At 69.4% G+C, this 14,081-nt stretch carries 13 protein-coding genes and 1 pseudogene; 2 read left to right on the top strand and 12 right to left on the bottom strand.

The window, feature by feature from the left end:
- Nucleotides 1–79: 79 nt before the first annotated feature.
- The 9 genes from AB4Y86_RS02375 to AB4Y86_RS02335 form a co-directional block, all read right to left on the bottom strand.
- Nucleotides 80–2,245, bottom strand: a complete 2,166-nt coding sequence (locus AB4Y86_RS02375) for a 3-hydroxyacyl-CoA dehydrogenase NAD-binding domain-containing protein (protein WP_441399828.1) — start codon at nt 2,243–2,245, stop codon at nt 80–82.
- Entirely contained in the window at nt 2,242–3,465 is a 1,224-nt protein-coding gene (locus tag AB4Y86_RS02370; protein ID WP_441399830.1) for a thiolase family protein, read from the bottom strand. The genes AB4Y86_RS02375 and AB4Y86_RS02370 overlap by 4 nt, the downstream gene beginning before the upstream one ends.
- 232 nt (nt 3,466–3,697) lie before the next feature.
- Nucleotides 3,698–5,116, bottom strand: coding sequence for an HRDC domain-containing protein (locus tag AB4Y86_RS02365; protein WP_441399827.1), 1,419 nt, complete (start codon nt 5,114–5,116; stop codon nt 3,698–3,700).
- A gap of 63 nt (nt 5,117–5,179) precedes the next feature.
- A complete protein-coding gene (locus tag AB4Y86_RS02360) occupies nt 5,180–5,824 on the bottom strand; it encodes a DUF3000 domain-containing protein (protein ID WP_441399826.1) in 645 nt (214 codons plus the stop codon).
- 69 nt (nt 5,825–5,893) lie between these two features.
- Nucleotides 5,894–7,009, bottom strand: coding sequence for a threonine aldolase family protein (locus AB4Y86_RS02355; protein WP_441399829.1), 1,116 nt, complete (start codon nt 7,007–7,009; stop codon nt 5,894–5,896).
- Between the two features lie 35 nt (nt 7,010–7,044).
- On the bottom strand, nt 7,045–7,785 hold the full coding sequence (locus AB4Y86_RS02350; RefSeq protein WP_441399825.1) for an SDR family oxidoreductase: 741 nt from the start codon (nt 7,783–7,785) through the stop codon (nt 7,045–7,047).
- The gene (locus AB4Y86_RS02345; protein WP_441399824.1) at nt 7,782–9,197 is read right to left on the bottom strand and encodes a DUF6421 family protein; all 1,416 of its coding nucleotides are present in this window, start codon (nt 9,195–9,197) and stop codon (nt 7,782–7,784) included. Before AB4Y86_RS02345 ends, AB4Y86_RS02350 begins: the two co-directional genes overlap by 4 nt.
- Nucleotides 9,198–9,344: 147 nt before the next feature.
- Nucleotides 9,345–9,824 (bottom strand): peptide-methionine (R)-S-oxide reductase MsrB, encoded by a 480-nt coding sequence (msrB, locus tag AB4Y86_RS02340; RefSeq protein WP_441399823.1) that lies wholly within the window; start codon nt 9,822–9,824, stop codon nt 9,345–9,347.
- Between the two features lie 14 nt (nt 9,825–9,838).
- Nucleotides 9,839–10,330 (bottom strand): hypothetical protein, encoded by a 492-nt coding sequence (locus tag AB4Y86_RS02335; RefSeq protein ID WP_441399822.1) that lies wholly within the window; start codon nt 10,328–10,330, stop codon nt 9,839–9,841.
- Between the two features lie 111 nt (nt 10,331–10,441).
- On the opposite strand from AB4Y86_RS02335, the gene AB4Y86_RS02330 reads away from it, so the two are divergent.
- Nucleotides 10,442–11,773, top strand: coding sequence for an alpha/beta hydrolase family protein (locus AB4Y86_RS02330; protein WP_441399821.1), 1,332 nt, complete (start codon nt 10,442–10,444; stop codon nt 11,771–11,773).
- Nucleotides 11,774–11,780: 7 nt separating this feature from the next.
- On the opposite strand, the gene ybaK is transcribed toward AB4Y86_RS02330, so the two are convergent.
- Genes ybaK through AB4Y86_RS02315 form a run of 3 tightly spaced genes read right to left on the bottom strand, consistent with a single transcriptional unit; the run spans nt 11,781 to nt 13,689 of the window.
- A complete protein-coding gene (gene ybaK, locus AB4Y86_RS02325) occupies nt 11,781–12,278 on the bottom strand; it encodes a Cys-tRNA(Pro) deacylase (protein WP_441399820.1) in 498 nt (165 codons plus the stop codon).
- Between the two features lie 9 nt (nt 12,279–12,287).
- Nucleotides 12,288–12,758, bottom strand: coding sequence for a SufE family protein (locus AB4Y86_RS02320; protein ID WP_441399819.1), 471 nt, complete (start codon nt 12,756–12,758; stop codon nt 12,288–12,290).
- Between the two features lie 10 nt (nt 12,759–12,768).
- On the bottom strand, nt 12,769–13,689 hold the full coding sequence (locus AB4Y86_RS02315; RefSeq protein WP_441399818.1) for a sulfurtransferase: 921 nt from the start codon (nt 13,687–13,689) through the stop codon (nt 12,769–12,771).
- Between the two features lie 120 nt (nt 13,690–13,809).
- Here AB4Y86_RS02315 and AB4Y86_RS02310 point away from each other — a divergent pair.
- Nucleotides 13,810–14,081 (top strand): annotated as a pseudogene (locus AB4Y86_RS02310) (hypothetical protein); the annotation flags it as partial.

Here is a 14,081-nt window from a genome sequence, read left to right as displayed (position 1 = left end):
CCGCCATATCGCGGGGGACGGCGGCGCCTTGGCGTGCCTCAGGCTCATGCCAGGCCCAAGCCCAAGCCCAGGCCCAGGTTCAGGCGGCCGGCGCCGAGGCCACCCCCGGCGCCAGGAACTTCTTGCCGGTGACCCGCTCGGAGGCGCCCACCCGGTCCAGGTAGGGGGTGATGCCGCCGAGGAACATCGGCCAGCCGGCGCCGAGGATGACGCAGAGGTCGATGTCTTCCGGGCCGGACACAACGCCTTCGGCCAGCATCAGGCCGATCTCCTCGGCGAGGGCGTCCTGGGTGCGGCGCAGCACCTCTTCCGCGGTGGAAGGTGAGTCGCCAAAGGACATCAGCGCCAGGGTTTCGGCCGGGATGACCGGGTGGCCGGACTTTACCGACGCCGGATCCCAGATGGACTTGATGCCGTTGTCGATCAGCGCCTGCAGGTTCGCCGAGACGGTGAAGCGGTCACCGAACGCGGTGTGCAGGGATTCCTGGACGTGCTGGGCGACGGGGAGCCCCACCATGGCACCGAGCGTGAACGGCGTCATCGGCAGCCCCATCGGGCGCAGCGCGTTGTCGGCCACCTCGGCCGGGGTGCCCTCGTCGAAGGCGCCCGTCACTTCACCCATCAACCGCAGCAGGAGCCGGTTGACCACGAACGCCGCGGCATCCTTGACCAGCACGGCGGACTTCCTGAGGCCCTTGGCCAGTTCGAACGCGGTGGCCAGCACGGCGTCGTCGGTCTTGGGAGCGCGGACGATCTCCAGCAGCGGCATCACAGCCACCGGATTGAAGAAGTGGAATCCCACCAGCCGCTCCGGGTTCTGCAGGTCCTCCGCCATGGYGGTGACGGACAGCGAGGAGGTGTTGGTGGCCAGGATGCATTCGGGTGAGACGATCGCCTCGACCTCCTTGAAGACCTGCTTCTTGACGTTGAGCTCCTCGAACACGGCCTCGATCACGAAGTCGGCGTCGGCGAAGGCTTCCTTGGACACCGAGCCGCTGACCAGGGCCTTGGTCCGGTTGGCGGCATCCGCGCTGATCCGCTTCTTCGCCAGTAGCTTGTCCACCTCGGCGTGCACATAGCCCACGCCCTTGTCCACCCGGGCCTGGTCGATGTCCGTCAGCACGACGGGCACCTTGAGCTGGCGGGCGAAGAGCAGCGCGAGCTGGCTGGCCATCAGGCCGGCGCCGACGACGCCGATCTTGGTCACCGGCCGTGCCAGTTTGCGGTCCGGGGCGCCGGCGGGGCGCTTGGCCCGGCGCTGCACGAGGTCCAGGAACGCGTACACGGTGGAACGGAACTCGTCCGTCTGCATCAGGTCCGCGAGGGTCTCGCATTCGAGCTCGGCCGATTCCGCCTGGGTCAGGGTGCGGTTGGCTTCGAGCACGTCGAGGACCTTGGCCGGGGCCGGGGATGCGTTGGAGGTCTTGGCCTCCACGTAGGCGCGGCCGGCGGCGACGGCGGCTGCCCAGCGTTCGGCGACCTCCGGGGCGGCGGCGTCGACGGCGTTGGCGCGTTCGGGGGTGACGGTGCCGGCAATCACCCGGGCGGCCCAGGCGACGGACTGCTCGACGAAGTCCGCCGGCTCGAACATGGCGTCCGCCACCCCGAGCTCGTAGGCCTGCGGGCCGGTCAGGGTGCGGTTGTTGCTCAGCGGGTTCTCAATCATCACCTTGAGGGCGTTCTCGGGCCCGATCAGCCGCGGCAGGAGGTAAACGCCGCCCCAGCCCGGGATCAGCCCGATAAACGCTTCCGGCAGGGCCAGCGCGCCGGCCCCGGTGGAGACKGTGCGGTAGGTGGACTGCAGTGCGATCTCCAGGCCGCCGCCCAGGGCCAGCCCGTTGATGAACGCAAAGCTCGGCACGCCAAGGTTGGCCAGGGTCGCGTACACGTCGTGGCCGAGCTGGGCCATCCAGAGGCCCTGCTCGCGGCCGCTGACGGACTTGACCGTGGAAAGGTCGGCCCCGGCGACCAGGAAGTGCGGCTTGCCGGTCACGCCGACGCCGACGATCTCGCCGCGCGCCGCGCGGTCCCGCAGCCCTTCAAGGACGGTTCCCAGTTCGATCAGGGTGTTCGGGCCCAGGGTGGTGGGCTTGGAGTGGTCCAGGCCGTTGTCCAGCGTGATCAGGGCGAAGGTTCCCGGGCTGGTGCCGTTCACGGCCGGAAGCTCGAGGTCCTGGACGTAGGAGTGGGTCACGGTTTCGCCCGGAAACAGTTCGGCAAGCTTGCGGAAATCGGCGGCGCTCATGCTGCGGCTCCAGTCTCGGTGGTGTAGTCGGTGCCGTAGGCGGCGTGGTGCGGGTTTTCCCAGATGACGGTGGCCCCCATGCCGAGGCCGATGCACATGGTGGTCATGCCGAAGCGGACGCCCGGGTCCTCCTCGAACTGGCGCGCCAGCTGGTTCATCAGCCGGACCCCGGAAGAGGCGAGCGGGTGTCCGACGGCGATCGCGCCGCCGTAGCGGTTGACCCGGGGGTCGTCGTCGGCGATGCCGAAGTGGTCCAGGAAGCTCAGCACCTGCACGGCGAAGGCCTCGTTGATTTCGAAGAGGCCGATGTCCTCGATGCCGAGCCCGGCGTTCTTCAGGGCTTTCTCGGTGGCCGGGACCGGGCCGATGCCCATCACCTCCGGTTCGACGCCGGCGAAGGCGTAGCTGACCAGACGCATCTTGACCGGCAGACCCAGCTCTTCGGCGGCGTCCGCGGAAGCCAGCAGCGCGGCGGTGGCGCCGTCGTTGAGCCCGGCGGCGTTGCCGGCGGTGACGCGGCCGTGCGCGCGGAACGGGGTGCGCAGTGCCGCGAGATCCTCCACCGAGGTCCCCGGGCGTGGCGGCTCGTCCACGGTGTTGACGGTCCAGCCCTGGCCCGGCTTCATCGTGGCCACGGGGACCAGGTCCGGCTGGATCTGCTCCTTGGCGTAGGCAGCGGCGAGCTTGTCCTGGGAAGCGACGGCRTARGCGTCYGTGCGKTCCTTGGTGATGGCGGGRAAGCGGTCGTGCAGGTTTTCCGCGGTGTTTCCCATGTTCAGGGCCGCGGGGTCCACGATCCGTTCGGACATGAARCGCGGGTTGGGGTCCGCGCCGGCGCCCATCGGGTGGCTGCCCATGTGCTCGACGCCGCCGGCAATGACGACGTCGTACGCRCCGAAGCCGATGCCGCTGGCTGTTGTCGTCACCGCGGTCATGGCACCGGCGCACATCCGGTCGATAGCGAAGCCCGGAACGGTCCGCGGGAGTCCGGCGAGCAGCGCCGCGGTGCGGCCGATAGTCAGGCCCTGGTCCCCGGTCTGGGTGGTGGCGGCGATGGCCACCTCGTCGATCCGCGCGGCCGGCAGGGAAGGGTTGCGGCGCAGAAGTTCGYGGATGCACTTGACCACGAGGTCGTCGGCGCGGGTGCCGGCGTAAATGCCCTTCTCGCCGGCGCGGCCGAACGGGGTCCGGACGCCGTCGACAAAGACGACGTCGCGGATGGCCCTGTTTCTTCCGCCGAGACCCCCTCCGCTGCCCGGGCTTGCGCCGTTGGGGGTTTCGCTGCTCGGATTTCCGCTGCTGGCTTGACTCACGTATTACTCCTCATTGAGACATGGTGCCGGATCCCGGACCGCGGCCGGTGGGCGCGGACGGACCGGAGTGATCCAGTCGGCATCTCCCAGCTATGTTACTCATGAGTAACATAGCTGGCAAGGGGAGGGCGCCGTCCGGTCAGGAAGCGGTCCCGGCGCGCGGCGCGGATTCCACCGGAGGAGCGGCCTCGGGGCCGGTTTCCGCCGGGACGGGCGCCTTGGTGTCCTTGGCCGGCAGCGGCTGCGGGTCCAGGAAAGCGTCGGCGATCAGCGGAGCCGTGAGCTGGATCTGCCACTGCCGGGCGCCGAGGTTCTGGAGCTCTTCCGCGATGCCTTCCTCGCTGATTTCCGCCGGCGGCCGCCACGCGACGCGCCGAAGGTAATCCGGGGTGAGCAGGTTCTCGACCGGCAGGTTCAGTTCTTCGGCCCGGGCCTGCAGCTTGGGCCTCGCGGTGGCCAGGCGTGCGGCGGCGTCCGGATCCCGGTCGGCCCAGACCCGCGGCGGCGGCGGCGCGTTGGTGGGCAGGTGCAGCGGCGGCAGCTCCTCGAGGCCGYGGGCGGTGCTTATGCAGCGCAGCCAGCGCGGCGCTTCACGTTGCGCGGCCCGGCCGTGGAAGCCCTTGGTGCCGAGTAGTTGCGGGACGGTGGCGGGCATGGCCTTTGCGGCTGCCACGAGGGACGAATCGGGGATGAGCCGGCCCGGCGCGACGTCGCGCTTCTGCGCCAGCGAATCGCGCTCCAACCAGAGTTCGCGGACGGCCGCGAGCTGGCGTCGGTCGCGAATCTGGTGCAGTCCGGAGGTCTTGCGCCATGGATCGACGCGCGGCGGGGCCGTGCCGGCCTCGAGGATCGCGGCGAATTCCTGCTCCGCGTATTCCAGCTTGCCGTCGGCCGTGAGGAGTTCGATCAGCTCCTCGCGCAATTCGGCGAGGACCTCGACGTCGAGCGCGGCGTAGCGCAGCCAGGGTTCCGGCAGTGGACGGGTGGACCAGTCGGCGGCGGAGTGTTCTTTCGCGAGGCCGAAGCCCAGGAGCTGCTCGATCACGGCCGCGAGCCCCACACGGGGTAGGCCGGCAAGCCGGGCGGCGAGTTCGGTATCGAAGAGTTTGTCCGGCCACATGCCGAGTTCGGACAGGCAGGGGAGATCCTGGCTGGCCGCGTGCAGGATCCATTCGACGCCGCGGAGGGCCTCATCGATGATGCGCAGGTCCCCGAACGGTTCCGGGTCGATCAGCCAGGTGCCGGCCCCTTCGCGGCGGATTTGGACGAGGAAGGCGCGCTGGCCGTACCGGAATCCGGAGGCACGTTCCGCGTCAACTCCTGCGGGCCCGTGGCCGGCGGCGAGGGCGGCGGCGCAACGTTCCAGGCCCGCCCGGGTTTCGATGACGAGCGGGACGCCGTCGCGGGGGGCGTCGAGGTCGATGACCTCGGGAACCAGGCTGTCGAAGCCTTCGACCGTGATGTGGGCTGCTGTCTCAGCGGCCCCGGCCGTGCTGGGGACTGTGTCGGCGGATGCGGCTGTGTTGGCCGTGCCGATTTCCGGATTATGAGCGGTCATGATGCCTCCAGTTTACCGACATCGCTCTCGGCACCGGTCGGGGCTGCGCCTGCGGGACTCTTCTCATGCCTGCCCGGGACGGCGGCGGGGCAATGCGGAGACGCCATCGGGCAATGGCGGCAGGCCGGCAAAAGTGCAGACCATGTCCGACCATGCCTCCAGGTGCGCGCTGATATCCCTGCCGGCCGGGGTCCAGGAGGCACGGAGTTCAATGTCGATGCTTCCGGGGCGGTCGGCGAGCGTGCCGAAGCTCTCGGAGAGTACCCGGGTGGCTGTGCCGCCGGCCGAGCGGTACGGCGCCCGATGGTTTTCCAGGGCCTCCACGAGCCAGGTCCAGGCGACTGAGCCGAGCATCTCGTCGTTGCCCATCTCCGGCTCCAACTGGGCACGGATGTAGGTGACGATCCGGAATTCGCCGTCCCAGACCGCGGAGCCGTCGGGGTCGTGCAGGAGGATGAACCGGCCGGTGGCGAGTTCTACGTCGTCGCTGCCGGTGGCCGGGGCCAGGGCGGCCGCTGCCGGGCCGTGGACGGCGCCACTTGCTCCGTCGCCGGGAACCACCACTTCCGCGCCGAGCGCCACTGCGTAGGGCGCGAGCCGGCCGGGAGCCGGGATCTCGTCGAGGCGCAACTCGCTGCGGCAGCGGGCGTTTCGCAGGGTTCCCAAAGCGAAGAGAAAATCCGCCGGAACCTGTTCGAGGGGGTTCACAGTGAAAGGTTATGCACGGCTGTCGTCCCTGCCCTGCAGGCTCGCCGCCCGGCCGGGACGGGCGTGCGGCTAGCCGTTCGCCAGTTCGCGCCGGATGGCGGCGATGAAGGAATCAACGTCTTCCTCTGTGGTGTCGAAGGAGCACATCCAGCGGACCTCACGGGCCGCCTCGTTCCAGTCGTAGAAGCGGAACGACTCCCGCAGCCGGTCCGCCACGCCGGCGGGCAGGACGGCGAAGACGCCGTTGGACTCGGTCTTCTGGCTCAGTTCGACGCCGGGGATGGCCTCGACGCCGGCGCGCAGCCGGGCAGCCATCGCATTGGCGTGCGCGGCCGAACGCAGCCACAGTTCTCCCTCCAGCAGGGCAATGAACTGGGCGGACATGAACCGCATCTTGGAGGCCAACTGCATGTTCATCTTGCGCAGGTAAACCAGGCCGTGGGCGGCGTCGGGGTTCAGGGCGATGACGACCTCGCCGAACAGCAACCCGTTCTTGGTGCCGCCGAAGGAGAGGATGTCCACGCCGGCGTCGCGGGTGAAGGCCCGCAGCGGGACGCCCAGGTGGGCCGCGGCGTTTGCCAGCCGGGCGCCGTCCATGTGTAGCTTCATGCCCTTGGAATGGACATGTTCAGCGATGGCGCGGACCTCGTCAGGGGTGTAGCAGGTGCCCAGTTCGGTGGTCTGCGTGATCGAGACGGCCAGCGGCTGGGCGCGGTGTTCGTCGCCCCAGCCCCAGGCCTCTTGGTCGATCAGGGCCGGGGTGAGCTTGCCGTCAGTTGTGGGGACCTGCAGCAGTTTGATACCGCCGATCCGCTCCGGGGCGCCGTTCTCGTCCATGTTGATGTGGGCCGTGGAGGCGCAGACAACGGCACCCCAGCGGGGCAGCAGTGACTGCAGGGACAGGACGTTCGCGCCGGTGCCGTTGAAGACCGGGAAGCACTCGATCCCCGCGCCGAAGTGGTGCTCCATCAGCTGCTGCAGGCGGGCGGTGTAGTCGTCCTCGCCGTAGGAGACCTGGTGGCCTTCGTTGGCCGCGGCCAGGGCGGCCAGCACCTCCGGATGCACGCCGGAATAGTTGTCCGAGGCGAAGCCCCGGACGGAGGGATCATGAAGCCGTGCCGCGGTGTTGGCCGGGTCCGTGGCGGCGGAAGTTGCAACTGTGTTGGTTTCGACCGTGCTGGTCATCGATTTGCTCACGCTTTCAGTTTAGGGGGGCCACGTCATCGGCCCAGCGGCAGCCGCCGGCCGTTCAGTTCGGCGGCGGGGGTCTCGAAGAGGCCGACGGCGGCGGCCGCCAACTCCTCGACGTCGGTGAAGCCGGGAAATTTTCGTTCCGGGGACTTGGCCCGCATGCCCGCGTCCACCAGGGCTTTGACCACGAAGATGGTCGCGGCGCTGCGCTGCCCCACGGGCGCGTCTGCACTTCCGGTCCCCGACTGATCGCGCCGGAAGCCGTCCGCTACCGCCAAGGTCCAGGCTTCGGCCGCGGCTTTGGCCGCCACATAACTGGCGGTGGCCGCCGTCGGGCTGTTGACGGCGGTGGCGGAGACCATGGCGAAGCGTCCCGTGTCCGAAGCGGCGAGGTCGTCGTAGAACTCCCGGGTGACGTTCCGGACAGTGGTGATGGCGCCGCGTTCCAGGAAGTCCCAGTCCTCGTCACTTTGGTCGGTGATGCCTTTCGCGCCGCGCCAGCCGCCGACGAGGTGGACTACGCCGTCGACGGCGCCCGCCTGTCGGATGACCTCCGCGTGTAGCGCTGCGACCTCGGTGCGGGAGGCGAGGTCGCAGGTGAGCGCCGTGACGCCGCTGCCCGCCTCCGCGGCCGCGGCCGCGATCCGGTCCCGGTCGGAGCCGACCGTGAACACCGTATGGCCGGCGCCGGCGAGGGCGCGGGCCACGGCGACTCCGGAGGGCCCGCTGCCGCCCGTCACCACTACGGTCAGGGTGCGTCCGGCGCTCATCCGGCGTTCATGGCCTGCGTGCCGGCCGATCCGGTGCCGTTTGAGTCAAGGTCTGTTGACCCCGTGATGCCGGCGGTCGATTCGATCACTGGCCGCATTTTCTTCTCCAGCGCCTCATAGAACATGGACAACGGGAATTCGTCGTCGAGGACCTGGTCGGTGAGACCGCGCGGCGGCCCGTCCAGCGGCAGGGCGCCCGGACCCTTGGCCCAGACCGAGGCAGGGTTGGGGGTGAGGGTGCCGGCGATCAGCTCGTAGGCGGCGAGCCAATGGGCGGTCTTGGGGCGGTCGATCGAGCGCCAGTAGAGGTCCTCGATCCGGGCGCCGAGGGCCACCACGACGTCGGCCGCCTCGTCCCAGTCGATGCCGAGCTTGCTGTCGGTCCAGTGCAGCACGTGGTGCTGGTGCATCCAGGCGAAGAGCAATTGGCCGCCCAGGCCGTCGTAGTTGCGGACGCGGCTGCCGGTGATGGCGAAGCGGAAGATGCGGTCGAAGATGACGGCGTACTGGACCAGCTTCGCGTGGCGGCGCGCTGCGGGGGCCGCGTCCTCGTCCTTTTCGATGGCCACGGATTCGCGGAAGGCGGTGAGGTCGCAGCGGAGTTCCTCGAGGGAGTAGAGGAAGAACGGCATGCGCTGTTTGATCATGAACGGGTCGAAGGGCAGGTCGCCGCGCATGTGGGTGCGGTCGTGGATGAGGTCCCACATGACGAAGGTCTGCTGCGTGAGCTCCTGGTCCTCCAGCAGGCCGGCGGCGTCCTCGGGGAGCTGCAGTGCGGTGATGTCCGCGGCGGCGCGCAGCACGCGGCGGAACCGGGCGGCCTCGCGGTCGGCGAAGATGGCGCCCCAGGTGAACGTCGGGGTCTCACGGACCGCCACGGTCTCCGGGAAAAGCACGGCCGAGTTCGTGTCGTAGCCGGGCGTGAAGTCGAGGAAGCGGATCGGGACGAAGAGCTTGTTGGAGTATTCGCCCGCTTCCAGCCCGGCGATGAACTCGGGCCAGATGACCTCGATCAGGACCGCCTCGACCAGGCGGTTGCTGCTGCCGTTCTGGGTGTACATCGGGAAAACCACGAGGTGCTGCAGGCCGTCGACGCGGTGCCGCTGCGGCTGGAAGGCCTGGAGCGAGTCCAGGAAGTCGGGCACGCCGAAACCCCCGTCGGCCCACCGCCGGAAGTCCACGGCCAGAAGGTCCAGGTAGCGGGCATCGTGCGGGAAGGCCGGGGCCAGGGCCGCGACCGCTGCCGTGATCGTGTCGACGTGGCCGGCCGCGGCCGCGTGGTCGTCGGCCTCCGGCACGGAGCCGTCCTGGGCCTGGAGGGCCTGCAGGGCGGTGGCGGCGGCCTTGAGCCGCTGCCATTCAGGGGAGCCGGACGTGATCGGGGCAGTGGCGGTGAGGGCGGTTATCGTCATCGTCGGTCGCCTTTCTGGTTGCTGGACGGTCTACGGCGAGCGTAGCAAGCAAACAGCAGTTCTAACCCAAAAAGTGCTCGAGCGTAAGAGACTCTGAGGCATTGCGGCCGCCGCGGGGCGTCCAGGTCCAGCAAGGCCGGGGCTTCCTCAGTCCTCCGTGTTGGCGGGGGTGGCCTCCGCCGCGGGGACGAGCTTCAGCGAGACCGAGTTGATGCAGTAGCGCTGGTCTGTTGGCGTGCCGTAGCCCTCGCCCTCGAAGACATGCCCCAGGTGCGAATCGCAGGCGGCGCAACGGACCTCGATCCGTTCCATGCCCAGGGCGCGGTCGTGGATGTAGCGCACCGTGCCGTCGGCCAGCGGGGCCCAGAACGATGGCCAGCCGCAGTGGGAATCGAATTTTTCCTGGCTGGTGAAAAGTTCGGCACCGCAGGCCCGGCACTGGTACACGCCCTTGGTGTGCGTGTCCACGTACTCGCCGGTGTACGGCCGCTCGGTTCCGGCCTGGCGCAGCACCCGGTATTCGTCCGGGCTCAGCTCCTCGCGCCACTGCTGGTCGGTTTTTTCGACCGTGAGCTGGACGGGGGAGCCGACGGGTGCGACTTTGGGCTTGTGGCTGAAAATGCTCATGACTTGAACAACGCTCAGGAGTCCCCGATAAATCCCGAACCGGCGTACAAGTGCAGCACCGGCAGACCGAGCTTGTCCTGTGCTTCATTGGCCCAGTCGGTATGGAAGGTGTCCGCGACGGCGTGCGGACGGGTGATCACCACGGCCTGCCCGGCGTTCAGTTCCTTCACCTTCGCGACCAGGCCGTCCACGGCCTTGCCTTCCACGATCTGGCCGGTCACGCCGCCGCCCAGGCCGCCGAGCGCCACGAGCGAGGCGGCCAGGGTCTCGGCCGCAGCCGTGCGCTCCACGGCCGGATCGGGCTGCTTGGCGGTCAAGTCCCGGAACGCCTTGGCGATCTCGAGCATGGACAGGTTTTCCAGGAAGTCCACCAGCAGGTGGCGCTCGGTGTTTGCCGGCACCAGGACCACCAGCGGCGCATCGCCGTCGGCCACGAGGGTCTCGATGTTGACGCGATCGTCCGCGCCGAGGGGCTCTTCTGTCAGGATGACGATTGGGTCGCTCATGCCCCCAGCCTAGCCGTATTGCCCCTGGCGCTAGTGACGCGGCGGGGGACGGACCGGCGCGCTGGTGCGCCGGATGCCGGTCCTGGCCGGGACTTCGGCAAGAATGGTGCCATGGCTTCCACCCCGCGCCTTGTCCCGCCGACGTACCGGATCCCAACTGGCTCTGCGGCCACCCGGGCCCGCACCGGCACCAGGGTCCGGCCGCCGGCGCCGGCGGCCCCGGACGAGGCTGGGTCCGGCAACGCCAAGTGGGCGGTGGGCGGCATCATCGGCGGGAGCGCCGCTGCCGGGCTGCTCGCCGCGGGCTCCTCGGCACTGGCCCTGTACTTCGCCCGGCGTGTCATCACGCCGGTCCGGGTCCGTGACGAGGACCAGGAGGTCCTGGCTGTGATCCGCCAGGGCCGCGGGCTGCAGGTCATCCTCAGAGCCACCCCGGAGTCCACCGTCGAGGGCATCTACGGTTTCTTCTTTGACGGTGGCCGCGGGCACGCCCGGCTCGGCCGGATTGTTTCCTACTCGCCGGCGGAGCAGACGGTGCTGCGGGAAGTCGAGGCGGTCCACAGCGGGGACCTGACCACGGCGCGGCGCGGCTACTGGAGCGGGACCGTCTACCCGGATCCCGCGGCCATGGGGCTGCCGGCCGAGGACGTGCAAATCGAGGTCGACGGCGGGACGGCGCCGGCGTGGCTGGTCCGGGCCGCCCCGGCTGCCGGGACGCCGTCGTCGGACATCTGGGCGATCATGGTGCACGGGCGCGGGGCGACCCGTCAGGAGGGCCTGCGGGCCGTCCGGTCGGCCCGGGCCCTGGGCCTGTCCAGCCTGCTGATTTCCTACCGCAACGACGGGCTGGCGCCCTCGGCCGAGGACGGCCGTTACGGTTTGGGCTCCACGGAGTGGCGCGACGTCGATGCCGCCATCGGCTATGCGCTCGGGCAGGGAGCCCGCGAGGTGGTGCTCTTCGGCTGGTCCATGGGCGGGGCGATCTGCCTGCAGACCGCGGATTTGTCCCGCTACCACCACTTGATCCGGGCCATGGTGCTGGACGCCCCGGTGATCAACTGGGTCGATGTGCTGGCGCATCATGCCGAGTTGAACCGGATCCCGTCCGCCGTCGGACGTTACGGGCAGTTGATGATGAGCCACCGGCTGGGACGCCGGCTCACCGGGCTGGCGGCTCCGGTGGACCTGAAAGCGATGGACTGGGTGTCCCGCGCAGTGGAGCTGCGGACGCCCACCCTGATCCTGCACTCCGTCGACGACGAGTACGTTCCCTATGGCCCGTCCGCGGACCTCGCCGAGAAGAACCCGGAGATGGTGACCTTCGAAGCGTTCGCCACGGCGCGGCACACCAAGGAATGGAATGTGGACCCGGAACGCTGGGAGTCCCTGGTCGCCGCCTGGCTCGGGCTGCAGCTGGCGCCCCGGCCCACGCCGGCGGGCTAGGCCCCGTTCAACTGCTGGGCGTGCCGATCCGGGCCGTGGACGCGCCGGTCAGTTTGATCAGCGCGGCCGGGCTGAGCTCCAGGTCCAGCCCGCGGCGTCCGCCGGAGACCAGCATGCTTTCGAGCTCCAGCGCGCTCTCGTCCACGACGGTGGGGGAGGGCTGGCGCTGGCCCAGCGGTGAAATCCCGCCGAGCACGTAGCCGGTGCGACGCTCCGCCGTCGTCGGGTCCGCCATGGCGGCCTTCTTGCCGCCCAGGGCGGCGGCCATCGCCTTCAGGTCCAGGTTGCCGCTGACCGGCACAACGCCGACGGCGAGGCGCCCGTCGACGTCGACCATCAGGGTCTTGAACACCCGGGCCGGGTCAATGCCCAGCACTTCGGCGGCCTCCAGCCCGTAGCTGGCGGCGGCAGGGTCATGGCTGTAGGGGTGCGCAACGAAGGGAACCCCGGCGGCCGCGAGGGCCGCGGTGGCCGGGGTTCCCTGGGACGCATGCTTGCGGGCCACCGGGCAGGCTTAGCCGTGCTGCGGCAGCGCAGCGACCTTGCGCTTGATCCGGCCAAGCATCGCCGTCATGCCGCGCATGCGGAGCGGGGTGATGGCCCGGGTGAGGCCGAGGAGATCGGGCATATCGTCCGGCACGGCCAGGATCTCAGCCGGGCTGAGGCCGTCCAGCCCCTCATGCAGCACGCCGGCGAACCCGCGGGTGGTGGGCGCCTCGGGCGGTGCCTTGAAAAACAGCCGGACACGTTCCGGCGCTGCGCCGGGCTGCCCGCCGTCGGCCGGTTCCGTCTCGATCGTGAGGAACAGCGGCGACTGGCATTCTACGACCTGCTCCATCAGCTCCGGATGGTCCTGGAGCCGGGCCGGAGGATCCGGCAGTTCGCGCGAAAATTCCAGCAACAACTGCAGCCGCTCGGCTTCGTCGAGGGCCTGGAAATCGTCAACAATGTCCGCCAGCGCGGCGGGGAGTGCAGAAGTATTCATCACTCCCAGCTTACGCACGCCCGGCGGGCACGGAACCTCGTTCGGTGCCCTTAACTATCGGGACGCGCACGGCATTGCCCCATTCGGTCCAGGATCCGTCGTAGTTGCGGACGGTCTCGAAGCCCAGCAGGTACTTGAGCGCGAACCAGGTGTGGCTGGACCGCTCGCCGATCCGGCAGTAGGCCACCACATCGTCGCCTTCCTTGAGCCCGGCCTCGTCCAGATAGAGGGCCTCCAGCTCGGGGCGGCTGCGGTAGGTACCGTCCTCGGCTGCGGCGCGGGCCCACGGGATGGAGGCGGCGGTGGGGATGTGGCCGCCGCGCAGGGCGCCCTCTTCCGGGTAGGCCGGCATGTGCGTGCGCTGGCCGGTGTATTCCTCGGCGGAGCGGACATCGATCAGCGGCTTGCCGAAGTGTGCCAGGACATCACCGATGAAGGCTCGGATGTGGGCGTCGTTGCGCTGCACCACCGGGTAGTCGCCCTGCGTGGGGGCGGTGCGGTCGGTGGTGACCGGGCGGCCTTCGGCGATCCACTTGTCACGGCCGCCGTCGAGCAGCCGAACGTCTTCGTGGCCGAACAGGGTAAAGACCCACAGGGCGTAGGCGGCCCACCAGTTGGACTTGTCGCCGTAGATCACCACGGTGCTGTCCCGGGAGATCCCCTTGGCGGCAGCCAGGGCGGCAAACGCCTTGCCGTCCACGTAGTCGCGGGTGACCTCGTCGTTCAGGTCCGTGTGCCAGTCAATCTTGACCGCGCCCGGGATGTGGCCGGTCTCGTAGAGCAGCACGTCCTCGTCGGATTCGACGACCACCAGGTTGCCGCCGTCGAGCGCGCCGCCGTCAATTGCCGCGGCAAGCCAGCCGGTGGAGACCAGCCGTTCGGGGTGGGCGTAGGCGGCGAATTTTTCGTTCTGCTCAACGGGGTAGGGCATGAAGCTGGCCTTTCACTGGGCGTTCGGGAGGCCGGGCCATGGGTGCTGCGCGGCGCGGGACCTATTACAACACTAGCCACGCCCCGGCGGGATTGCTCCACCGGCTACATACTCGGAAATATGGGCTTGATCACGTCCGTTCCCGGCCCGGAAGAGAAAACTGCCGTTGCCGGTATCCTTTCTGGGGATACCAGACCAGCAGAACGGACCACCTTGGTACAGATCGAACAGCTCGCCGCCAGAACGCCGGCGGTTTCCGTGGATCAACTCCTCAACGGGTTTTATCCATCGCCGCGCTTCGGTGGGGTGTCCTTTGCCAGCTACCGGCCAGATCCGGCCCAACCCAGCCAGGCCCACGCGGTCCGCGCCCTGGAAGGCTGGCTGGGTTGGGC

The organism is Arthrobacter sp. 2YAF22_2 (assembly GCF_052114645.1).
In the GTDB taxonomy this organism is placed as follows: Bacteria; Actinomycetota; Actinomycetes; order Actinomycetales; family Micrococcaceae; genus Arthrobacter.
This window is presented reverse-complemented; position numbering and strand designations above follow the sequence as displayed.